Genomic DNA, 22,373 nt, shown 5'->3' with positions numbered 1-22,373 from the left:
GCTACAGGGAACAATTAGAAATGGCAAAGACACAACGTGATCAGGGAATAACGATCAAAACGGCGGATGAAATCGCCAAAATGCGGGTAGCAGGCAAGCTGGCAGCCGATGTACTGGACATGATCGGTGAATACGTCAAACCGGGCGTCACCACCGATACCTTGAACCAGATTTGCCACGATTACATTATCAATGTGCAGCAAGCAATCCCCGCCCCGCTGGGGTATGGCCAACCACCCTTCCCCAAATCCATCTGCACCTCGGTCAACCATCAGATTTGCCACGGCATACCCAGCGACAAGGTGCTCAAAAATGGCGATGCCCTGAATATCGACATTACCGTGATCAAGGATGGCTACCACGGCGACACCAGCAAAATGTTCCACGTCGGCGAACCGACCATTGCAGGCAAGCGCCTGAGCCTAATTACCCAGCAATGCATGTACCACGGCATCCTGCAAGTACGCCCCGGCGCAACCCTCGGTGATATTGGCAAGGCGATCCAACGCCATGCTCATGCCCATCATTACAGCGTGGTGGAAGAGTTTTGTGGGCATGGTATCGGCAGTAAATTCCATGAAGCACCGCAAATCCTGCATTATTACAGCAAAGACAGCGACAAAATCATCATTCAAGCTGGCATGATTTTCACCATCGAACCGATGATCAACCAAGGCAAACGCCACCTGAAAATTCTGCCTGACCAGTGGACAGCCGTCACCAAAGACCACAAGCTTTCCGCGCAGTGGGAACACACCATTTTAGTGACCGATGATGGCTTTGAGATTCTCACGCTACGTGCCGAAGAGGCTAACTGGCGCGAAACACTATGATGGCGATTCTGCAAACCAACCCTTTGCTGGCGGTTTATCATGCGCTAATGGCACGTGATGACCTGCAAATTGCTGATTATGCCCAAGCCATCCGTGACGCGCGTAAGTTGCTAGGGGAAGCCTTCCACGCGGGGAAAGAAATTCGTAGCCTGCTGTTTAACCATGCCGAATTTATCGACCTACTACTCCAGCACTTATGGGAAAAAAACGGCATTCCTCAACATCAACAAGCCACACTAATTGCGGTGGGTGGTTATGGTCGCCGAGAATTACACCCAGCCTCCGACATTGACTTACTGCTGCTATTGCCTGCATCACCAAGCCCAGAAGGCTGCGAACGCATCTCCGCCTTTATCACATCACTGTGGGACATCGGACTGGATGTTGGGCATAGCGTTCGCACCCTTGACGAATGCCTACAACTGGCAAGCACGGATCAAACCGTCATCACCAACCTCATCGAATCACGCTACCTTAGCGGCGATGAACAACTCTTCCACGCCTTACGTGATGCCATCGCCCCGACGCACATGTGGAACAGTCGCGACTTCTTCCAAGCCAAGCTCGAAGAACAACAAAAACGCTACGTCAAACTCGGCGACACCTCGCACCGCGTGGAACCCAATATCAAGGAAGGACGCGGCGGATTACGTGACATTCAAACCATTAGCTGGGTCACACACCGCGAATACGGCACACTGTCTTTACAGGAACTCTACGAAAAGCGGCTGGTAGAATACGACGAATTTGAAACATTACGCGAAGGTCGCCAGTTCCTGTGGCGTATTCGCTTCGCCCTACACGAACTGGCCGGGCGCAAGGAAGATCGCCTGTTATTTGACTACCAGCGCAATCTTGCGCACCTGTTTGGCTATACCGACGATGCCAACAATGCAGCCGTAGAAGCCTTCATGCAACGCTACTATCGCACCATCACCGCGCTAGAACGTTTAAGCGACATGTTGATGGGTATTTTCCGCGAGCGCATTCTCACCCTGCACCCACCACCGCCAGAAATGTTGGGCGAATGGTATCAAAAGCGCGGCAACCTGATTTCGGTGAATTCACCGGATGTCTTCGTGCTGTATCCAACCGCCTTGCTGGAAATTTTCCTACTACTACAAATCACACCGGGCGTAACCGGGCTAACCCCCGACACCACGCGGCTGATCCGCCACAACCTGCACCGAATTGATGCCAGCTTCCGCCAGCAAGCCCGCCACCGCCAACTGTTCATCCAAATTTTGCGCCAATCCAAAGGCATTACCTTTGTCACGCGACTCATGAACCGTTACGGCATCCTTGCCGCGTACATCCCCGCCTTCGCCAATATCGTCGGGCGGATGCAGTACGATTTGTTCCACATGTATACCGTGGACGAACACACGCTACTCGTGGTACGCAACCTACGACGTTACAGTACCGCCATCGGCGCTCAAGAACTTCCCCTGTGTGCAAAAGTTTTCAAGAACTTTCGTAACCCGGAGCTGTTATACCTTGCCGGGCTATTTCATGACATCGCCAAAGGGCGTAACGGCGACCATTCCGAATTAGGCTCACACGATGCTTACAGTTTCTGTCGGGAACACAGCCTAGACCTGCATGATTCCTCACTCGTCAGTTGGCTCGTAGGCCATCACTTATTGATGAGCATGACTGCCCAGCGTAAAGACATTAGTGACCCCGCGATCGTTCAGGAATTCGCCGAAATTGTCGCCTCACAAAGCCGTCTGGATTGCCTCTTCCTACTCACTATTGCGGACATCCGTGGTACTAATCCCAAGCTATGGAATGGTTGGAAACAAGCCTTGCTGCATGAGCTATACCACTCTACCCGACGTGTCCTGAGTAATCGCACCCTGATTACCCATGAAGGGACATTGCTGATTGAGGAAAAACGCAATGCCGTACTGGAACAACTGTTGCAAGAAGGATTTTCCGCAGCCGAATGCCACGCGCTATGGAATAAATTCGGGGCGGATTACCACCTCCAGCACTCGGTAGAATCGGTGCACTGGCATACCCGTCACATCCTTATCGAGGCAGCACGCAAACCTACCCTCATTCACATCCGTCGTACCGTCTCAGGCAGCAGCAATGTCTTATTTGTTTACAGCAAAGATCAGGATGAATTATTTTCACGAATCGTATCCTCATTGGAGCAACTCAACCTCAACGTCGTGCAAGCACGGATAGTCTCCACCACAGACGGTTTCGACCTGTACACGCTGCACATTCTCGGCCAAGATAATCACCCGATTATCAGTGAAGTTGATCAAGAATATATCATCGACACCATCACCAATAACCTAGAACGCGAAACGCCTTACCACCGTACCCACCGCAAATCGCGTATTTTGCGCAATTTCGACATACCCACCCGCATTTCCTTTAGCCAGCAGCCAGAAAAAAATCTGACCTTGCTAGAAATCAACGCGGGTGATATGCCAGGGCTACTGTCACGGCTAGGCGAAGCAATGGATGGGCTGGGAATTCGTGTGCATAACGCCCGCATCAACACGCTAGGCGAACAGGCACAAGATATTTTCTACGTGACCACGCAGGAAGGCTGCATGATTATGGATGAGCAGCAACAGCAGCATATCCGGCAGGTGCTAGCAGGCGCACTGGAGGCCGAGTGAACAACATCACTAGCCTTTTTACCCTGTGCTCCCGTAAAATCAGCGCCCCAAGTAACAGGTAAGCCCCCACCCCGTGCGTCTAAGTAAAATCCGCATTGCCGGATTCAAAAGTTTCGTCGACCCCGTGACGCTGGATTTACGCAGCAACCTCACCGGCATTCTCGGCCCCAATGGGTGTGGCAAGTCCAACACCATTGATGCCGTGCGCTGGGTCATGGGCGAATCCTCTGCAAAACACTTGCGCGGCGCGTCGATGGAGGATGTCATTTTCAATGGCTCCTCCTCACGCAAGCCGGTTGGCCTAGCCTCCGTCGAACTGGTATTCGACAACAGCGACGGCACACTCGGCGGCGAATACGCCAACTACGCCGAAATCTCCGTCAAACGCCAAGTCAGCCGCGACGGCGATTCCCGCTATTTCCTCAACGGCTCGAAATGCCGTCGCCGCGACATTACCGACATCTTCCTCGGCACAGGCTTAGGCCCCCGCAGCTACGCCATTATCGAACAAGGCATGATCTCGCGCCTGATCGAAGCCAAACCCGAAGAATTGCGCAATACCCTCGAAGAAGCCGCCGGGATTTCCCGCTACAAAGAACGCCGCCGCGAAACCGAAACCCGCATGGCGCATACCCGCGAAAACCTCGAACGCCTCACGGACTTGCGCGACGAACTCGAAAAGCAACTCGAACGCCTCGACAAACAAGCCAAAGCCGCGCAACGTTTCCGCGAATTACGCGAAGAAGAACGCCACCTCGAAGCCAGCGTACTCGTGCTGCAATGGGCGGCACTCAAAGCCGACGGCGAACAGCGCCTGCGCGACCTTAGCCAACGTTCCACCGATTATCAGGAACAGATAGCCCAAGTCCGCCACCTCGAAGCCAGCATCGAAGCACTTCGCAACCAGCACAGCGATGCCAACGAAACCCTCAACACGGTACAAGGCGAGTATTACCAAGCCGGGGCAGACATTGCCCGCATCGAACAAAGCATCCAGCACCAGCGCGACATCCAACGCCGCCAGCAAGATGCCTTGCGCAGTGCCGAACAAAGCATCGAAGAAACCCAGCGCCACGCCAGCGAAGACCGCGACAAACTCAGCGCGTGCGAACAAGCCCTTGCCGACCTCGAACCCCGCGAAGAAGCCCTCGGCGAACAGCTTGAAATGGCAGAAGCCCACCAACAAGATGCCGAAGACCAGCTCAACGACTGGCAAGAACACTGGCACAGCATCCAGCAACGCATTGCCGAACCCACCCGGCACGCGCAAGTCGAAAAAGCCCGCATGGAACAGCTCGAACGCCAACTGAGCCAAACCAACCAGCGTTTTGAGCGCCTGCAACAAGAAACCGGCAGCCTGTCCACCACCCGCTTCCTTGACGACCTGCAACTGCTCGAAGCACAACAGCAAGAAGCCGCCGAAGCCCACCTGCTCGCCACCGAACAGCTTGCCGACCTCAGCGCCACCCTCAACGAACAACAGCAAGCCCACCGCGACGTGCAAGCGCAACTGGATCAAGCACGCTCACAACGCCAAGCCCTACAAGGGCGGCTGGCCTCGCTGGAAACCTTGCAGCAAGCCGGGCTGGACAAAACCGACAAAGCCCGCCAGCAATGGCTCACCGCCAAAGGCTTGGACAAAGCCCCGCGCATCGCCGAACAATTACGCGTCGCGAGTGGTTGGGAAACAGCAGTTGAAACCGTATTGGGCGAAGGTTTAGATACTATTTGCCTGGATTCCCTACCAATTATTAACGACTTTCCAGCCTCTGGCATCAGTTTGCTAGAAAACCACGCCAGTAGGCCGGACACCAGTCCGACAATGCTGGCCAGCAAAATCCAACACCCCACACATGCCAGCACCTTATTTGCGGGTATCCGCTGTGCCGAAACCCTGCCAGAAGCCCTATCGCAACGCCACAGCCTAGCCCCCAACGAATCCATCATCACCCGTGACGGCCTGTGGCTCGGCATCAACTGGTTACGCAGCCCACGCCAATCCGATGCACACAGCGGCATCCTGCAACGCCAGCAAGAAATCGAATCCTTACGCGAACAACTGGCAACGCTAGAAACCAGCCTTGCCGACTGGCAACAACGCGCTGACAGCTTGCGCGACAGCATCCGCAGCCACGAACAGCAACGTGATCAGGCACAAGCCGACACCAACCGCCTGCACCGCACCGAATCCGAACAGCGCAGCCGCTTGCTGGCCTTGCAACAGCGCATCGAACAGCTCCACAGCCGCCGCCAGCAAATCGACGCCGACTGCGCCGAACTCGACGCGCAACGGATGCAGCAAGAAGAAGATCACCTGCTAGCCACCGAACAACGCAATGCCGCACTAGCCTTGCTGGAAACCGTGCAAACCGAACGTGATCGACTCGCCGCCAGCCGCGAACACTTGCAACACGCCGTCAATGATGCGCGGCGCACCTTGCGCGAGCTACAAGACGAAGCCCAAGACATCCGCCTGCATCTGGAAACCAACCGCACTCAACGCGACAACAGCCAACGCCAGCTTGAACGCTTCACCAGCCGCCTCGAATTGCTGGAACAGCAACGCGACACCCTGCTGGAACAAATGCACTTACACGACGACCCTGCCGCCGACCTGCAAGCTGAACGCGATACCGCGCTGACGCAACGCGCCGAAGTTGAACAGCGTCTGACTCAAGCCCGGCAAACCTTGCAAGCGCTAGAAGCCGACATCCGCCAGCAAGATACCGCACGGGTGCAAGCCGAACGCATTGTCGAACAAACCCGCACTGAGCAGGAAAACCGCAAACTCGAATGGCAAGCCGTGCAAGTACGCGAACAAACCATCGCTGAACAATTTGCCAAAACCGAATTCGACGCCGCCAGCCTGCAAGCCAACCTGCCAGCGGATGCCCGCCCGGAACATTTCCTGCAACAACTGGACAGCATACAACGCAGCATCCAGCGTTTAGGCGCGATCAACCTTGCCGCCATCGACGAATTCCGCGAACAAAGCGAACGCAAGCAATATCTGGATCAGCAAAACGACGATCTGGTCGCCGCGCTGGAAACGCTGGATAATGCCATCCGCAAGATTGACCGCGAAACCCGCGCCCGCTTCAAGGAAACCTTCGACAAGGTAAATAGCTGCCTGCAAGAGATGTTCCCACGCCTGTTTGGTGGCGGCGAATGCTATCTGGAAATGACCGGCGATGATCTGCTGACCACGGGTGTTGCCATCATGGCGCGTCCGCCCGGTAAGCGACTTTCGACCATTTACCTAATGTCGGGTGGCGAAAAAGCCTTAACAGCAGTAGCCTTGGTGTTCGCTATTTTCGAGTTGAACCCCGCACCCTTTTGTATGCTGGACGAAGTGGATGCGCCACTCGATGAAGCTAACGTCGGGCGATTCTGTGAACTGGTGCGGCATATGTCAGAACAGGTACAATTTATTTTCATCACCCACAATAAAACCACCATGGAACTTGCCGAAAACCTTATCGGTGTTACCATGCGTGAAGCGGGTGTCTCGCGCTTGGTAGCAGTTGATATGGCCGAAGCGGTCAAACTAGCAAATGGCTGAAGACGACAACAAACAAGGATTAAAGGATCTTAAATGGAACTGGTAAGCCTGATTATCATGGTGTTAGGGCTAGCGGCTCTGGTGGGTATTTACGTCATCAGTCGCATCTCACGCCGCCAATCTCCTCAAAAACGTGACGAAAACGTTCCCATATTACGTGATGCCGATGGCAATGAACTCTCTAGCGTATGCGATGACGTACCCGCACGCGACGGCAAACGTCCATCCGCAAATGCCCGTGATATGTCCGATGTGATGATGTCTAATGTTGCAGGTAGATCAACCGCTGCTTCCCCTTCAGGAACAAAGGCTGTCACCCTTCCGCCGCAGTTAGTTTTATTTATTGCAGCCGATATTGATGCTGGCTTTGCTGGCACTGAAGTCTTACGAGCACTCGACAATGCAGGATTGAGCTTTGGTGAAATGGATATTTTTCATCGATTCGTGCTCAGTGAGCAAGGCGAAACCAGCTTATTCAGTGTGGCCAATGGTGTAAAACCGTGGACATTAGTACCTGATGAACTCGTCGATCAAACCACACCCGGCTTATCAATGATCCTCAATTTGCCCAGTTTGATTAATGATGCTGAAGCGATTAACGACTTCCTGTTGACAGCCGAAAGACTGACAGATGATCTTCACGGCACGCTGAAAGACCATAATCAACAACCCATTACCCCAGACGCATGGGCAAATATGCTAGCAATAGCGGCATAGGCGGCCTCCCTCCTAAACCTCCCCACTGACAGGGGAGGAAGGAAGAGGGAAACCTTCAATTATTTCTTCTTGGCTTTCTTCTCATGCTTTTTAGCCTTACGCACGGCTTTTTCATCTTTCTTAGCCACTTTTTCGGCTTTTTTCGCTGCTTTCTTGGTTGCTTTCTTTAAATCCTTTTGAGCTTGCTTCGCAGCCTTCTTAGCTTTTTTCTCCTGCCTGGCTTGCTTTTTTAAGATGCTCGTTGAAAGACTCCGCTCAAAGGCAGCCACCAATTCCACGTCAATTGCCGCCCCATCCATAGACAAGGTATTCGGCGTGATCACTTCATCCTCTAACACAATGTTGGCAATCGCATCGTCTTGTGGGGATTGAGCCAGCATTGCTTGAGCGCTAGCAATAATGAGCGGAGCTGTATTTTCGCCAATACCAGGCAAAGCAATGAGCGCTTCCACTGACATGTCTGCTAATTGTTGCACACTAGTAATACCGTGCTCTGCTAAACGTTTGACGGTGGCAGGGCCTACATACTTAACGTTAACGACTTCTAGTTCCATTGTTGGTTTTCCTTATAATCTTGTTACATTGGATGATTTTTTCTGTCACAAAATCTTAACATTAGCCGTTCCCAAACATGATGACAAAATTGATTGTATTTTGCTCATTTTAACGGTTTTGTAATATTCGCCGCCAAAGATCCCCACCGGACGTTTCCTGCCCGGTCAATAAATAGTGCAGGACATTTTCATTTTGGGTAGCCCATTGCATGTCGTGGCTGGTGGGGTAAGAAGCACACATCAATACGCGGTCACTGACTTCCAGATGCGTATCCGTTTCTGGCAACACAGTCACCTTGCCCTTGCGTTTGAGCAACAAGGGAATGGCCGGTAACAAGTGTTCACGTTCGCGCGGATCACACAAGATATGGTGCAAAGTGACGGTTTGCATCAAACAACTTTTGTACAAAGCAGGTGTGCGGGCTTTATTGATCTTGATTTCCCACAAGTACGGTACTTCATCAGTGGTAACACCCAGAATCCGGCTGACCAGCAGGTTTGCCCAGTCATCATCATTCCCCCGGATAGCATCCAGAAAGTCGCTGATCAGCGGGGTACGCAGCAGGGCAAAAATCTTATGGGCAATCACATCACCGCGCTTCATGATCAGGTTGAAATCGGCCTTATCGAAAATAATGCCGTTATCGCGCTGGTTTTGGCGGGCTACCCTGAAAATATCCGGCCTCAGTTCCTTAGCCGTCATCAGAATGGAAAGGTTATCGGCATCGTTACTGGTGCCTGCCACGATACCTACCGCTTTACGCAAGCCCGCTTGCAGCAAGGTGGGTGCTTCCGTGCCCAAACCGGTCAGCGTTCCCTGCGGTGCTTGGGCACGTTGTGGGTCAGGCTCGATCACTTGCACAGGAATGCCAGCACCTTGCAGCCTGCTGTGCAATGCCTTGCCAAAACGCCCGTAACCCGCAACGATCCACAAGCCTTTTCCCGGAAACAGCGGTTCACGCAAGGGCTCATGCGGGACACCCGTCATCCAGGTAAACAACGTATACATGCCGGGTGAATGGATGGCCATTGCCAAACGCCCGGCAAACGTTTCAAACGGATTAATAACTTCGTTTGTGCCAAAGGAACGGATATTCGCCTCAAGCTCGGGCGACTCCACCCGCGCCAACACCCGCAAATCAGGGTTAAGCAAGTGCGCCGTCAATGCCACCATCAGATTGGTCTGGTCGGAATCGGTCAGGGCTATTACGCCAATGCAATAGCTGTTGGTGATGCCCGCCATTTCCAGCACCGCAGGCTTGGCAGCATCCCCCAACAGACCCAGCGGGCGGCGGATGTAATCGCTGAGTTCCAGCTCATTGATACGGTTTTCATCCTTATCAACCACCACCGCCTTGATACCCTCATCAGCCAATGCTTTGATCAGGATGCCGCCCGTATCGCCGTAACCGCATACCAGATAAAACGGGGTACGCAAATGTTTCACACTGCGCTGGAACACATATTCAACACGCAATTTGCGGAAGGCAGGGTCTTGCAACACGGTCAGCAGCGAGCCAATGCTGTACAGCCAGCCAATCACGGTGAGATGCACTACGAACATCATCCATAGGCGCTGGCCGTCAGTGAAGGCGTAAGGGATTTCCCCAAAACCGATGGTCGTGGCGGTATAACTCACCAGATACAACGCGTGAAAAAACGACATGTGCCACGGCTTACCCTCTGCATCCATCCCCGGAATCAGGGTAAACCCCAACACCGACACCGCATACATCAGGATCAGCACCACCAACGGGGTGCGCATTCGCCGCAACAGCACATAGAAAATATCAGGCACAGGCCACCCCTTCGGTTAGCGGCGTACCGTCATGGTTTCTGCCACCAGCAATACCACCGAGATGATGTTCGCCAGCAACGCACCGCCGGAAAACGACACGATGGCAACTGCGGCTTCCTCATCAACCCCCGCCGCACTCACATGCGCCGCATAACCCCAGATAAAGGCCGCAACGATCAACTGCAAATCAGCCACCAAGCTGGTCGCCAGAAAGATAGCACCGAGGTGGGTTCGATCACCGAATTTCAACACTGTTGCAATCAGGCTGACCACGATAGCAGCAAACAGTTCGTAAACATTGTGGTGCGCCATGCTGTCAATGTCACCGATGAAAAACCCAAAATTGAGGGTTAACGCCAAGACAATAAAAAAACCAAAAATGACCTTCTCTGAATTCATGCAAACTCCAGATAATAGTTGCAAACCTGTTTCGGCAAACATAACACAGCTTGCCACTTCTTGTTTGGCAGGAATTGACATACAGTAGCGGTCATCAAGAACCCACACACTATTCCAGCAACATTTCGGAGAAAATGATGGCTCAGCCGCACAAAAGTTTTGTCGTTATCGGCCTTGGTACCTTCGGCAGCACGGTCGCGGCAGAATTGGTACGTTTCGGCAACCACGTTATTGGCATCGATATGGATGAAAAACGAGTCAGCCGGATGGCGGATACTCTATCGGAAGCCATGATTATTGATGGGCGAGATGAATTGGCACTGCGTGAAGCGGGTGTCGGGCACTATGATGTCGTGCTGATTGCTATGGGTGAAGATCTTGAGGCTAGTATCCTTTGCACCATGAACGCACGGCTGCTGGGCGCAAAAACCATCTGGGTAAAAGCCAGTAGTCGTACCCATCACCGAATCCTCAGCAAATTAGGCGCTGACCGTATTGTTCACCCCGAAGAAGAAATGGGACAACACATTGCACAGGTACTACACAACCCATTGGTACGCGATTATGTCAGTCTGGGTAATGGCTTCCATGTAGTGAATATGATCGTACCAGAGCGGTTGGATGGAAAAACAGTTGACTCCCTCAAATTGGAAGAGAAATTTGAATTACGTTGTCTAGGCGTCATGCGCGGCAGTGAGTTCCTAAACTGCACTAATGACCATGCCTCGTTACACCCAGATGACAAGCTATTGTTACTGGGACGCCGTGCATCCTTACGCAAATTCAGCGACAGTATTTAATACTGCGGAGTAACCCATGTTTATCTGGCTCCGTTCGCTTGCCTTTCGGCGTACTATCAACTTGCCCCCTCCTGCTCTGCTGGCCTTGTCCTATGCCATACTCATTGTCATCGGGATGTTGGCATTGGAATTGCCTGTTTCAACCCATCACGGAATTGCCTGGGGGGATGCGCTGTTTACTGCCGTGTCCGCTGTCACGGTAACTGGCTTGGGCGTCGTGGATACGGGTAGTGCTTTTACCACCACCGGACAGGCTTTCATCCTGCTCCTGATCCAGTTGGGCGGGTTAGGAATCATGGTGTTTGCGGTATTGATACTATCCGCCATGGGTTTACCGATTGGCATGTCGCACCATGTGTTCCTGCGTGAAGATTTGAACCAGACTTCAGTCAGGGAACTGGTACGTTTGCTGAAAGTGATCTTGTGGGTGGTGTTAGTGTGCGAACTGGGTGGTACGGCCTTGCTGGCTTGCGTGACCGTTCCCGAGTTCGGGTGGCAAACGGGTTTATGGCAAGCCTTGTTTCACAGTATTTCAGCTTTCAATAACGCCGGGTTTGCATTATTCCCGGACAGCATGGTGCGTTGGGCGAATAATCCCTTGGTGAATTTCACTATCCCTATGCTGGTGATTATTGGCGGGCTGGGTTATAGCGTGATTGCGGATATTTTCCAGTTACGCCAATGGCGGCGGTTTTCCTTGCATACCAAGCTGATGCTGGTGGGAACAGCAGTATTGTTGGTGGGGTCAACCGTGCTGTTTGCCGTGCTGGAATGGGATAACGCCAAGACGTTGGGGTCAATGGCAAGTGCTTTCGACAAATGGCAGGCAAGCTGGTTTCAAGCGGTGATCAGCCGTACTGCGGGATTTAACAGTATTAATTTAGCAGAAATGCATGACAATACCACACTGATGTTTATTTCTTTGATGCTAATTGGCGGAGGCAGCACCTCTACGGCAGGCGGAATCAAAGTGACGACATTTATTATCCTACTATTAGCAACGTTGGCGTTTTTCCGGCGGCAGCAACGTATTCATGCTTTCGGACGCAGCGTCGGTCTAGAACAAGTGCTAAAAGTACAGGCATTGGTCGTCACCACCCTGCTGTCCGTGATGTTCGGCGTATTCCTGTTGACGTTGACACACGATGGCGAGTTTCTAAATTTACTGTTTGAGGCAGTCTCTGCACTCGCAACCGTTGGCGTATCACGCGGCATTACCGGGGAACTCGATCAACTGGGGCGCACGATCATCATGTTACTGATGTTTATAGGACGAGTCGGCCCCTTAACCTTGGGATTTTTTCTCGCGATGCAAGTGCCGCCACGCGTGCGTTATCCAGCTAGCCAAGTGTATCTAGGTTAATTTCTACATCATATTTATCTCTGACGTGCCAGAATCCGCAACCATACCCCCTGCATCGGTTGCTATATCAGATGGCATCGCTTGCTAAAGCTTCAAGGAAGGAGTTTTGATATGAGCACAATACACGCCCCTAAGCAGAAGCTGGGCGTATTAATGATTGCTGCGTTAGGTGTTGTCTTTGGCGACATTGGTACTAGCCCCTTATATGCATTCAAGGAAGCCTTTCTTCACGGTCTTACACCAACCCATGAAAATGTATTAGCAATCCTATCTGCCATCTTTTGGTCAGTGACAATGGTCATTTCCGTTAAATACGTGTGGCTGGTGCTGCGTTTTGACAACAAAGGCGAAGGCGGGGAGCTTGCCTTGCTTGCGCTAGCACGCCGCCATACACGCCGCACTCTGCCGAGGTGGTCGAAGATCGGCGCAATACTAGGCGTATTTGCCGCCGCATTGTTCTACGGTGATGCAGTCATTACTCCAGCCATTTCAGTGCTGTCAGCCGTGGAAGGCATCAGCGTGGCAACACCACAATTTGAACATTTGATCATTCCCATTACTTTAGGTATTTTGATTAGCCTGTTCATGATTCAGCGGTTTGGGACAGCAAAAGTAGGCAGCCTGTTCGGACCAATCACTCTTGTCTGGTTTGCCTCGCTGGCGATACTGGGACTGATCAGCATTATAAAAACCCCACAAGTACTGCAAGCGTTGAATCCGTTGCTCGCGCTATCCTTTACCCTGCAACACCCTGCAGCAGCGTTCGTTTTATTGTCCGCCGTCTTTCTCGCGTTGACCGGTGGGGAAGCGATGTATACCGATATGGGGCATTTTGGCGCAAGACCGATCCGCTTGGCGTGGTACGGCTTGGTGTGGCCTTCCTTGATGCTGAATTATTTCGGGCAAGGTGCCTTGGTGATACGTCACCCTGAAGCCACCGAAAATCCATTCTATTTCCTCGCCCCGGAAGGCCTGCTAATCCCCTTAGTGATATTGGCCACGATGGCAACGGTGATTGCGTCCCAGGCCACCATTTCCGGGGCGTATTCCCTGACTAGGCAGGCAACCCGGCTGGGCTATCTACCGCGTATCCGGGTAGAGCACACCTCTGACTCGGAAAGTGGGCAAATCTATATTGCCAGCGTCAACTGGCTGATGTTGTTGGGCGTATTGTTACTGGTACTAAGTTTTGGTTCATCCAGCGCGTTAGCTGCGGCTTATGGGGTTGCGGTTTCTGGAGCAATGGTTATTAATAGCCTGATGGTGATATTGGTCGCACTTGCCCGCCCCAATCAACGCATTCGCCACATGATTGTCGGCACAGTATTGGTATGCAGCCTGTTTGAAATCATGTTCTTCGCTTCCAACCTGAGCAAGATTGAGCACGGTGGCTGGCTACCGATTACCATGGGCATTGTCATTTTCACCTTGCTAATGACATGGAAAAAAGGAAGCCAACTGGTAGCAGACCACCGCCGCAAGCTCAATATCACCATGCGCAAGTTTATCACTGACCAGCATAGCGATATTCCCCGTGTACCGGGTACTGCCGTATATCTAGCCTCTAACCCCAACCTCGTGCCTAGCCGCTTGTTTTATAACATCAAGCATTACGGCGTAATGCACCAACAAATCGTATTCCTGCATGTAGACAATGAGGAAGTACCCTATGTTGAGGAAGAAGATCGCCTGAGGGTAACGGGACTTGCACCGGGTATCTACAGTGTAGGGGTGCGCTTTGGGTTCCGCGAAGACCCAGATTTAACCAAAGCATTACGCGGCACTGTCGACTACCAATTGGAATTGCCCACTGATAGCACCACCTTTTTTGTAGCACGCACTGCCCTAGTGGGCTGTGAGGGTGTGTTGCCTTATTGGCGTTGCGCACTGTTTGGCTGGATGATGCGCCAGTCAGAAAGTGCTGCTAGCTACTTCAATTTGCCGCCGGAACAGGTAGTGGAAATCGGCACACAGGTGTCGTTGTAGGGTCTGAACATACCTTCAGTGCGTCAATATTTTCGCCAAAAATGCCTGCGTGCGCTCATTGCGCGGGCGATTGAAGAAATCGTGCGGGTTGTTTTCTTCCACAATCTGCCCCTGATCCATGAAGATCACCCGATCAGCCACCGATTTAGCGAAACCCATTTCGTGGGTCACACACAGCATGGTAATGCCCTGCTCCGCCAGTTCGGTCATGACATCCAGCACTTCCTTGATCATTTCCGGGTCGAGCGCGGAAGTCGGTTCGTCGAACAGCAGCACTTGCGGGGTCAGGCACAAGGTACGCGCAATGGCAACGCGCTGTTGCTGCCCACCGGAGAGTTGCAAGGGGTATTTGTACGCCTGTTCGGCAATTTGTACCCGCTGCAATTGTTCCATCGCACGTTCTTCCGCCTCGACTTTGGACAGTTTATTGACCTGAATCGGCGCGAGGGTGAGATTTTCCAGCACAGTCAAATGCGGGAACAGGTTGAATTGTTGGAACACCATGCCCACCTTGCGGCGGACTTCGTGTAGTACTTTCACGTCATCGCTGAGTTCCAGATTATCTACCGTTAACTTGCCTTTTTGGTGACTTTCAAGGCGGTTAATGCAGCGAATCAGGGTCGATTTGCCCGAACCGGAAGGGCCACAAATGACAATCCGTTCCCCCCTGCGTACCTGCAAGTCGATGTCACGCAGCACGTGGAAGTGACCGTACCATTTGTTGACCTTGGCGAATTCGATCATGTAGTCAGCTTGATTGTTAGACATTAATGCACTTTCCCCCGGCTCACCTGCCGCTCCACCCACTGGCTGTAGCGCGACAAGCTGAAACAGAATACGAAATAAATGGCGGCGATAAACAGATAGCCTTCCAGCTTGTACGGCAACCAGTCGGGATCGCTGTTAACCGCCAGATCCAGCGAGCCGGTGAGTTCATACAAGCTCACGATCGTCACCAACGAGGTATCCTTGAAGGTGGAAATGAAGTTATTCATGATCCCCGGCACCACGGTTGCCAAGGCTTGCGGCAGGATAATCTTGCCCTGCATCTGCCAATACGTCAGCCCCAAAGATGCCGCCGCCTCGTATTGCCCACGCGGAATCGCCTGCAAACCACCCCGGATCACTTCCGCCAGATACGCCCCCGCAAACAGAATCATCGCCACCAATACCCGCAGCAACACATCAATCGACGTACCCACAGGCATGAACAGCGGGAACAGGAACGAGGCCATGAACAGCACCGAAATCAGCGGTACACCCCGGATCAGTTCCACGTAAACCGTACACAGTGAACGGATCACCGGTAGGTCAGACATACGCCCCAACGCCAGTAACACCGCCAGCGGAAACGCGCCCACTACCGACAAGGATGCCAACAAAATGGTCAAGGGCAAACCGCCCCACTGGTCGGTTGTCACCGTTGCCAACCCCAACACACCACCGTGCATCAGGATGAAAAACACAACCAGTACGCCAACCCACAACGCCGCTAACCACGGTTTCCAAAACAACCGCACACAGCTTGCCAGCAACAAAGCCATCAACAACAGGGTTGCTAGCAGCGGACGCCACTGCGCTTCAAACGGGTAACGCCCGAAAATAATGATGCGGTATTTTTCCGCCACCACGCCCCAGCAAGCACCAGCGCCACGCGCCGTGTTGCATTGCTCGGCATCCGCCACCCACACCGCATGGCTGATTCCCCAACCCCATACCTGCGACAACACATAGAGTAACAACGTCCCCAGCAATACGGTGATGGCACTGTTGAAAACGTTATTGAACAGATTGGCACGTAACCAAGTGACCATCTCAACGCTCCTTGATGGCCGAACGGCGGTTGTACCAGCCCATGAAGGCCGATGTCAGCAAGGAAAGCGTTAAATAAACCGCCATGATTACCGCAATGCACTCCACCGCCCGCCCGGTCTGGTTGAGCGAGGTATTCGCAATCGACACCAATTCAGGGTAGCCCACCGCCACTGCTAGCGACGAGTTCTTGGTCAGATTTAAATACTGATTGGTCAACGGCGGAATAATCACCCGCAAGGCTTGCGGCAACTGGATTAGACGCATGGTTTGCCCACGGCTCAAACCCAGCGCCAGCGCCGCCTCACGCTGCCCACGCGGCACAGAGGCAATGCCGCTACGCACGATTTCCGCAATATACGACGCGGTGTAAATCGTCAGCCCCAGCAATAAGGCGAAAAACTCCGGTGACAGATTCACCCCGCCCTTGATCCCGAAACCTGCCTTAACTGGCATATCGCCAAACCACGGCAACGCCAGCCCCGCCTTGGTCAGATAAATCCCCAGAAACGGCTCCGCTTCGCGCACATTGGGCAACCATTCCACGCACACCAGATACCACATCAACAATTGCAGCAGCAGCGGAACATTGCGGAACACTTCCACATACGTCAGGCATAAGCCACGGATCAGGATATTATGGGAAAACCGCCCTACCCCCAGTAATACGCCAAGAATGGTGGTGAGGATAATGCCAACGACGGCAACTTTCAGGGTATTACCCAAGCCCGCCAGGAAAGCTCGCCAATAAGTGTCGGTGGATTCGTAGCCAAACAGGCTTTCGCTAATGGCAAACCCGGCAGGCTGTGACAGGAAGTCGAAACCGCTCTGGATGCCGCGATTACGCATGTTTTCCAGCGTGTTATCCGCCAGCCAGACAATACAGGCAGCCACCAGCAGCAAGGCGGCAAGCTGATACAGCCAGCCGCGTGTTTTTTGGTTACGCCAGAATGCCATAATCACCCTTAACGGATCGGTGGTGCGTACATAATCCCACCCTTATTCCACGGCTGGTTCAAACCCCGCTCCAGCTTCAATGGGGAGTCCTTACCGACGTTGCGCTCGAAAATTTCGCCATAGTTGCCAGTCGCCTTCAGTGCGCGGTAAGCCCATTCCTTATCCAGCCCGAGCAATGTACCCATATTTTCACTCGTACCGAGGATGCGCTGGATATTCGGGTCATCACTGGATTTCTTCTCATCCAGATTCGCTTGGGTCAAGCCATATTCTTCGCCCTCCAGCAGTGCATTCAACACCCATTTGGAAATGGCAAAAAACTCGTCATCGCCACGGCGTACCAACGGCCCTAGCGGTTCCTTGGAAATAATTTCTGGCAGGATCATGTGCTCATCGGGGGTCTTAGAGATAGAACGTTCTGCGGCCAGACCGGAAGCGTCGGTGGTGTAGGCTTGGCAACGCCCACTTTGGTAAGCACCCGTGGCTGCTTCATTCTTTTCAAACACCAGTGGCTTGATGTCCAGCTTGTTGGCGCGGGCGAAATCGCTCAGGTTCTTTTCGGTCGTCGTGCCGGACTGGGTACACACGGTCGCACCATTGAGTTCTTTGGCACTGGCGATTTTCAGTTCTTTTTTCACCATGAAACCTTGACCGTCGTAATACATCACACCGACAAAGTTTGCACCCAGCGAAGCATCACGGGTCAGTGTCCAGGTGGTATTGCGGGAAAGGATGTCGATTTCGCCAGATTGCAGTGCGGTGAAACGTTGTTGCGCATTCAGCGGCACGTATTTCACTTTATTGGCATCGCCGAGGATGGAAGCGGCAAGGGCTTTGCAATAGTCCACATCCATACCGCTCCACTTGCCCTCACTATCGGTGGAGGAAAAACCTGCCAGCGCGACATTGACACCACACACCAATTGATCGCGTGATTTAATGGTATCGAGCGTTTTACCCGCATGGGCAGGCAGGCTAACGACAGCGGTGGCGCACAGGGCAACGCTTGCAATGGTGCGGGAAAGGGTATTTTTTAACATAGGTATTCCTTTTTGTTAATTGAACTGGCCGCGTCTCAGCAGCACTGGAAGCCCCAACAGTATAAACATTAATGGAATAATCAGCCAGTTACCCACACGTACATACGGCGTTGCGCCCTGCATGGGGGTAGCATAACCACTGATGACCGTGGCAACCTGTGGCTCGGCGGTAGCCGTCACTTTGCCTTTTTCATCAATAATCGCGCTTACCCCGTTATTGGTGGCACGCAGCAGGTAACGCCCGGTTTCCAGCGCCCGCATCCGCGCAATTTCGGCGTGTTGGGCAGGCTCGATAGACCCGGTGAACCAGCCGTCATTGCTGACATTCACCAGCATGGTCGCGGCAGGCAATCCGGCAATCATTTCTTCCGCATACGCATCTTCGTAGCAAACTGACATACGCATCGGCTGGCCTGCAACGGTCAGGGTATTGATACCATGCCACGGCGTCACATTGTCATACGGCAGCTTGATAATACTGTCCAGAAAACGCAGGTATTTCAAAAATGGTATGTATTCACTGAACGGCACCAGATGTTGTTTGGCATACACGTTTTCGCCGGTATCGATGGACTTTTCTACGTCACGATCACCGCCTACCGCCATGACAGCATTGTAAACCTCCTCGGTATCACGATTGACATGGAAGCCCCCTACCAACAAATCCGCTTTCGCATCCCGCGCCCACTGCTGCAACGGTAACATGACATCCAGCGATTGCGGGAAAAAGTCTGACAACGCCGTTTCCGGCCAAATCACCAAGTGTGAGGATTCCACATTGGGATATTTATCCCCATCCATCAAATCCAGATACGCCTGAATATTGTCATTGCGGAATTCGGGCGACCACTTGGTGAGCTGATCGACATTCCCCTGCAACATGCTGACATACAGCGGCTCTCCGGCGGGTTGTGTCCAACGGATTTGCCCTAATCCGACACCACCTGCAACCGTGACAACAGTCAGAGACAGCGCGATTATTCGGTCGCGGGATGTGCCCACCACCAACAAGACTAACGCACCAGCCCCCAAAGCCACCAGCCAGCTAACCCCCAGCACGCCTGTTACGGGGGCGTAATGTGCCAACCACGTATCAATCTGGGTAGTTCCCAGTTGTAGCCACGGAAACCCTGTCAAAAACCAGCCACGAAACCATTCGGTCAATACCCAAATCGCCGGATAAGCGGCGAGCAAACGCATCGCCAGCGGTAAAGGGGCAGCATATGAGGCGAGCCATCCAAAAACCATCAAGAACACTGCTAACACCGTGACGAAGATCGCCACCATTGCCACTGCAATCGCGGTATTCGCCCCGCCGAAAAAGTGGATACTGACATAAATCCAGTGCGCCCCCCCGGCAAATAACCCGACGCCAAAGACCCATGCTAGACGCAAACGCTGTTTCAACGGCATAGGCTTTAAGTTCAGCCAAAAGAATACGGCAGGTGCAAGCCAAGCAAACGGCAGCCATTCGAGTGGCGCAAACGCCAGAACCATAGAAGCACCCGCTAGCAAGGCTAGCAGGTAATCTACTTTTGAGAGGGATTGACTAAAATCGCGGAAAGACAGCATATTGTTAATATTCCAACCAGCAAAAAACTGTCGGGATTATAACGCAGGCATCTCCACTGGATAGGAATTTTCAGTATGGGGCAATACTTCCAGCAACAAAATACGGCGGGAGTCACTGCTCAATACCCGGAACAGCCAGCCATCCAGAACCAATTCTTCCCCCTGACGCGGAATTTTACCAAACTCATGGATAACAATCCCCGCGATGGTATCGAACTCATCGGTGTCGAAAGTAGTGCCCACAACGGCATTAAACTCATCAATCGGCGTCATCGCCTCGACGATAAAACGCCCGTCACCTTGTGGCACGACATTGCTGGAAACGTCTTCCTCGTCATCATGCTCATCGTCGATCTCACCGACAATTTGTTCCAGTACATCCTCGAATGTCACCAACCCAGAAATACCGGAGTATTCATCGATGACGACTGCCATATGGTTGCGAGTTCTGCGGAATTCGGTCAGCAAGCGGTTTAGGCGTTGGCTTTCGGGCACAATCAGCGCAGGGCGGATAATGTCGTCAATCTGGAATTCGCTTTCACGCCCACTGTATTTGAGCAAATCCTTCGCCAACAGCACGCCGACCAAATCATCACGGTCTTCATCCACCACCGGATAACGTGAATGCTCAGTTTGTGCAATGCGGGCAAGAATTTGGGTAAAATTGTCTTCATGGTAAATGAAGTTGATTTGGGAACGGGGAACCATGATGTCGCGTACTTGCAGCGCACCAAACTCCAGCACCCCTTGCAACATTCCTACCATTTCACCCGGTAGCAGATTTTTTTCGTTAGCCCGTTGTAAATCGTCCATCACATCTTCCGTGCATTGGGACGTAAGGTCGAGTTGTTTTATTAACCATTGTTTCCATCGCGGTCGAGGTCGCGAGTCACCTATGTCAGTTTTCATTTTTCCTCTTAGGGTGAGTGATAAGGGTCAGGAAAGCCAAGTTTGCCGAGGATGTCGGTTTCCAAACCTTCCATCTCTTCGGCTTCGGCATCCGTTATATGGTCATAACCTTGTAAATGCAACAAACCATGTATCAACAAATGCGCCCAATGTTGGGTAGGCGTTTTGCCTTGTTCCGCCGCTTCGCGCTCTATCACTGGCAAGCAGATGACGAGATCGCCTAGATACTCTATATCGTCAGCGTCATCTTCCTCATCCGGGATAGATGGCTCATCGTAGGGGAAGGACAACACATTCGTCGGGTAATCTTTGTCCCGATAAGCGCGGTTCAGTTCCTGACTTTCCGCTGCGTTGACAATGCGCACCACCACACCGGCTTCGGCATCCGCACCGCCCGGCCATGCGGCTTGCGCCCAGCGTAGCAAATCAGCTTCGGCGGGAATGTTCGGGTAATCTTCCGGGTTCTGAATATCCAGTTGCAAACTCATCTCAAGTGCTCCCGGTCATGCCCTTCGTAAGCTTCCACGATTTTTTGCACCAGTTTGTGGCGTACCACATCACGCCCACTGAACCAGTTGAAGCTAATGCCTTTAACACCTTCCAGAATATCCGCCGCCTGACGCAGGCCGGACGTCTGATGGCGCGGCAAGTCGATCTGGGTAATATCTCCCGTGATCACCGCCGAAGAACCAAACCCCAAGCGAGTCAGGAACATTTTCATTTGTTCAGTGGTGGTATTTTGGGCTTCGTCCAGCAGGATGAAAGCGTCATTCAGGGTACGCCCGCGCATATACGCTAACGGGGCAACTTCGATGACGTTGCGTTCAATCAACTTATTGACCTTTTCGATACCAATCATTTCATACAGGGCGTCGTACATCGGGCGTAAATACGGGTCGATTTTCTGCGACAGATCGCCGGGCAAGAAGCCGAGGCGCTCCCCCGCTTCTACCGCAGGCCGTACCAGCACCAGGCGACGTACTTCGTCACGCTCCAAAGCCTCCACCGCACACGCAACCGCCAGCCAGGTTTTGCCTGTACCGGCTGGGCCAATACCGAAGGTAATGTCGTGGGTGCGGATATTCTGGATATATTGGCTTTGCACCAAACCCTTGGGCTTGATGTAACCGCGTTTGGTACGGATGCGCACATCGTCGCTGGTATTGGCTTGTACCTTGTCGAGATTGGCTTCTTGAAGAAATAAATGGATGCTTTCCGGGCTAAGCACCGTATCGGCAGCCTCGCGGTAGAGATCCTTTAAGAGGTTGATCGTTAACGGCACAGTCAGCGCCGTTCCAGTAATCTGGAACAGGTTACCGCGATTGCTAAGCTCAATGCCGAGCCGATGTTCGATTTGGCGCAAATGCTGGTCAAATTGACCGCAGAGATTCATTAGACGCTCGGTATCCGCAGGTTCGAGTTCAAACTG

General features: G+C 52.7%; 18 protein-coding genes. 7 read left to right on the top strand and 11 right to left on the bottom strand.

Annotated elements, in window-relative coordinates; translation table 11 throughout:
• The first annotated feature begins 20 nt into the window (after positions 1-20).
• From map to Q394_RS21285, 4 genes are all read left to right on the top strand, one after another.
• Positions 21-833 carry a type I methionyl aminopeptidase gene (gene map / locus Q394_RS0103885; protein WP_028488121.1) on the top strand — a complete coding sequence of 271 codons (813 nt, stop codon included), beginning with the start codon at positions 21-23 and terminating at the stop codon, positions 831-833.
• A complete protein-coding gene (gene glnD / locus Q394_RS0103880; RefSeq protein WP_038140457.1) occupies positions 830-3,475 on the top strand; it encodes a [protein-PII] uridylyltransferase in 2,646 nt (881 codons plus the stop codon). The genes map and glnD overlap by 4 nt, the downstream gene beginning before the upstream one ends.
• Positions 3,476-3,548: 73 nt before the next feature.
• On the top strand, positions 3,549-7,037 hold the full coding sequence (gene smc / locus Q394_RS0103875) for a chromosome segregation protein SMC (protein ID WP_028488119.1): 3,489 nt from the start codon (positions 3,549-3,551) through the stop codon (positions 7,035-7,037).
• A 33-nt stretch (positions 7,038-7,070) separates the two neighbouring features.
• On the top strand, positions 7,071-7,754 hold the full coding sequence (locus Q394_RS21285) for a cell division protein ZipA C-terminal FtsZ-binding domain-containing protein (RefSeq protein WP_028488118.1): 684 nt from the start codon (positions 7,071-7,073) through the stop codon (positions 7,752-7,754).
• 59 nt (positions 7,755-7,813) lie between these two features.
• On the opposite strand, the gene Q394_RS19040 is transcribed toward Q394_RS21285, so the two are convergent.
• From Q394_RS19040 to Q394_RS0103855, 3 genes are all read right to left on the bottom strand, one after another.
• Entirely contained in the window at positions 7,814-8,308 is a 495-nt protein-coding gene (locus tag Q394_RS19040; RefSeq protein ID WP_038140454.1) for a helix-hairpin-helix domain-containing protein, read from the bottom strand.
• Between the two features lie 109 nt (positions 8,309-8,417).
• A complete protein-coding gene (locus tag Q394_RS0103860; protein ID WP_028488117.1) occupies positions 8,418-10,106 on the bottom strand; it encodes a potassium channel family protein in 1,689 nt (562 codons plus the stop codon).
• Between the two features lie 15 nt (positions 10,107-10,121).
• Positions 10,122-10,505, bottom strand: coding sequence for a DUF6394 family protein (locus tag Q394_RS0103855; RefSeq protein ID WP_028488116.1), 384 nt, complete (start codon positions 10,503-10,505; stop codon positions 10,122-10,124).
• 137 nt (positions 10,506-10,642) lie between these two features.
• Between Q394_RS0103855 and Q394_RS0103850 the strand changes: the two genes are divergently transcribed.
• The 3 genes from Q394_RS0103850 to Q394_RS0103840 all read left to right on the top strand — a co-directional run bounded on the left by Q394_RS0103850 (position 10,643) and on the right by Q394_RS0103840 (position 14,654).
• Positions 10,643-11,305 (top strand): potassium channel family protein, encoded by a 663-nt coding sequence (locus Q394_RS0103850; RefSeq protein WP_028488115.1) that lies wholly within the window; start codon positions 10,643-10,645, stop codon positions 11,303-11,305.
• Between the two features lie 16 nt (positions 11,306-11,321).
• Positions 11,322-12,668: a TrkH family potassium uptake protein gene (locus tag Q394_RS0103845; protein ID WP_211248782.1), complete on the top strand. Its 1,347-nt coding sequence runs from the start codon at positions 11,322-11,324 to the stop codon at positions 12,666-12,668.
• Positions 12,669-12,779: 111 nt separating this feature from the next.
• Positions 12,780-14,654 (top strand): potassium transporter Kup, encoded by a 1,875-nt coding sequence (locus tag Q394_RS0103840; protein ID WP_028488113.1) that lies wholly within the window; start codon positions 12,780-12,782, stop codon positions 14,652-14,654.
• A 15-nt stretch (positions 14,655-14,669) separates the two neighbouring features.
• Here Q394_RS0103840 and Q394_RS0103835 read toward each other — a convergent pair whose 3' ends face one another.
• The 8 genes from Q394_RS0103835 to Q394_RS0103800 all read right to left on the bottom strand — a co-directional run bounded on the left by Q394_RS0103835 (position 14,670) and on the right by Q394_RS0103800 (position 22,337).
• Positions 14,670-15,422, bottom strand: a complete 753-nt coding sequence (locus tag Q394_RS0103835; RefSeq protein WP_028488112.1) for an amino acid ABC transporter ATP-binding protein — start codon at positions 15,420-15,422, stop codon at positions 14,670-14,672.
• Complete coding sequence (locus tag Q394_RS19035; protein ID WP_038140452.1) at positions 15,422-16,468, bottom strand: amino acid ABC transporter permease; 1,047 nt, start codon at positions 16,466-16,468, stop codon at positions 15,422-15,424. Before Q394_RS19035 ends, Q394_RS0103835 begins: the two co-directional genes overlap by 1 nt.
• A gap of 1 nt (position 16,469) precedes the next feature.
• Entirely contained in the window at positions 16,470-17,423 is a 954-nt protein-coding gene (locus Q394_RS0103825; RefSeq protein ID WP_038140451.1) for an amino acid ABC transporter permease, read from the bottom strand.
• 8 nt (positions 17,424-17,431) lie between these two features.
• Positions 17,432-18,463, bottom strand: coding sequence for an amino acid ABC transporter substrate-binding protein (locus Q394_RS0103820; RefSeq protein WP_028488110.1), 1,032 nt, complete (start codon positions 18,461-18,463; stop codon positions 17,432-17,434).
• Between the two features lie 15 nt (positions 18,464-18,478).
• Positions 18,479-20,035 carry an apolipoprotein N-acyltransferase gene (lnt, locus tag Q394_RS0103815; protein ID WP_028488109.1) on the bottom strand — a complete coding sequence of 519 codons (1,557 nt, stop codon included), beginning with the start codon at positions 20,033-20,035 and terminating at the stop codon, positions 18,479-18,481.
• 36 nt (positions 20,036-20,071) lie between these two features.
• The gene (locus Q394_RS0103810; RefSeq protein WP_245606728.1) at positions 20,072-20,848 is read right to left on the bottom strand and encodes a transporter associated domain-containing protein; all 777 of its coding nucleotides are present in this window, start codon (positions 20,846-20,848) and stop codon (positions 20,072-20,074) included.
• A gap of 104 nt (positions 20,849-20,952) precedes the next feature.
• Positions 20,953-21,432, bottom strand: coding sequence for an rRNA maturation RNase YbeY (gene ybeY, locus Q394_RS0103805; RefSeq protein WP_028488107.1), 480 nt, complete (start codon positions 21,430-21,432; stop codon positions 20,953-20,955).
• Positions 21,429-22,337 (bottom strand): PhoH family protein, encoded by a 909-nt coding sequence (locus Q394_RS0103800; protein WP_051542775.1) that lies wholly within the window; start codon positions 22,335-22,337, stop codon positions 21,429-21,431. The genes ybeY and Q394_RS0103800 overlap by 4 nt, the downstream gene beginning before the upstream one ends.
• Positions 22,338-22,373: the final 36 nt, after the last annotated feature.

The organism is Thiothrix lacustris DSM 21227, from assembly GCF_000621325.1.
Lineage (GTDB): Bacteria > Pseudomonadota > Gammaproteobacteria > Thiotrichales > Thiotrichaceae > Thiothrix > Thiothrix lacustris.
This window is presented reverse-complemented; position numbering and strand designations above follow the sequence as displayed.

What these genes read in the sequence shown, in the direction of transcription:
- map (WP_028488121.1), top strand. Translation starts at nt 21, where the DNA reads ATGGCAAAGACACAACGTGATCAGGGAATAACGATCAAAACGGCGGAT.
- glnD (WP_038140457.1), top strand. Translation starts at nt 830, where the DNA reads ATGATGGCGATTCTGCAAACCAACCCTTTGCTGGCGGTTTATCATGCG.
- Q394_RS21285 (WP_028488118.1), top strand. Translation starts at nt 7,071, where the DNA reads ATGGAACTGGTAAGCCTGATTATCATGGTGTTAGGGCTAGCGGCTCTG.
- Q394_RS19040 (WP_038140454.1), bottom strand. Translation starts at nt 8,308, where the DNA reads ATGGAACTAGAAGTCGTTAACGTTAAGTATGTAGGCCCTGCCACCGTC.
- Q394_RS0103855 (WP_028488116.1), bottom strand. Translation starts at nt 10,505, where the DNA reads ATGAATTCAGAGAAGGTCATTTTTGGTTTTTTTATTGTCTTGGCGTTA.
- Q394_RS0103850 (WP_028488115.1), top strand. Translation starts at nt 10,643, where the DNA reads ATGGCTCAGCCGCACAAAAGTTTTGTCGTTATCGGCCTTGGTACCTTC.
- Q394_RS0103845 (WP_211248782.1), top strand. Translation starts at nt 11,322, where the DNA reads ATGTTTATCTGGCTCCGTTCGCTTGCCTTTCGGCGTACTATCAACTTG.
- Q394_RS0103840 (WP_028488113.1), top strand. Translation starts at nt 12,780, where the DNA reads ATGAGCACAATACACGCCCCTAAGCAGAAGCTGGGCGTATTAATGATT.
- Q394_RS0103835 (WP_028488112.1), bottom strand. Translation starts at nt 15,422, where the DNA reads ATGTCTAACAATCAAGCTGACTACATGATCGAATTCGCCAAGGTCAAC.
- Q394_RS19035 (WP_038140452.1), bottom strand. Translation starts at nt 16,468, where the DNA reads ATGGTCACTTGGTTACGTGCCAATCTGTTCAATAACGTTTTCAACAGT.
- Q394_RS0103825 (WP_038140451.1), bottom strand. Translation starts at nt 17,423, where the DNA reads ATGGCATTCTGGCGTAACCAAAAAACACGCGGCTGGCTGTATCAGCTT.
- Q394_RS0103820 (WP_028488110.1), bottom strand. Translation starts at nt 18,463, where the DNA reads ATGTTAAAAAATACCCTTTCCCGCACCATTGCAAGCGTTGCCCTGTGC.
- lnt (WP_028488109.1), bottom strand. Translation starts at nt 20,035, where the DNA reads ATGCTGTCTTTCCGCGATTTTAGTCAATCCCTCTCAAAAGTAGATTAC.
- Q394_RS0103810 (WP_245606728.1), bottom strand. Translation starts at nt 20,848, where the DNA reads ATGGACGATTTACAACGGGCTAACGAAAAAAATCTGCTACCGGGTGAA.
- ybeY (WP_028488107.1), bottom strand. Translation starts at nt 21,432, where the DNA reads ATGAGTTTGCAACTGGATATTCAGAACCCGGAAGATTACCCGAACATT.
- Q394_RS0103800 (WP_051542775.1), bottom strand. Translation starts at nt 22,337, where the DNA reads ATGAATCTCTGCGGTCAATTTGACCAGCATTTGCGCCAAATCGAACAT.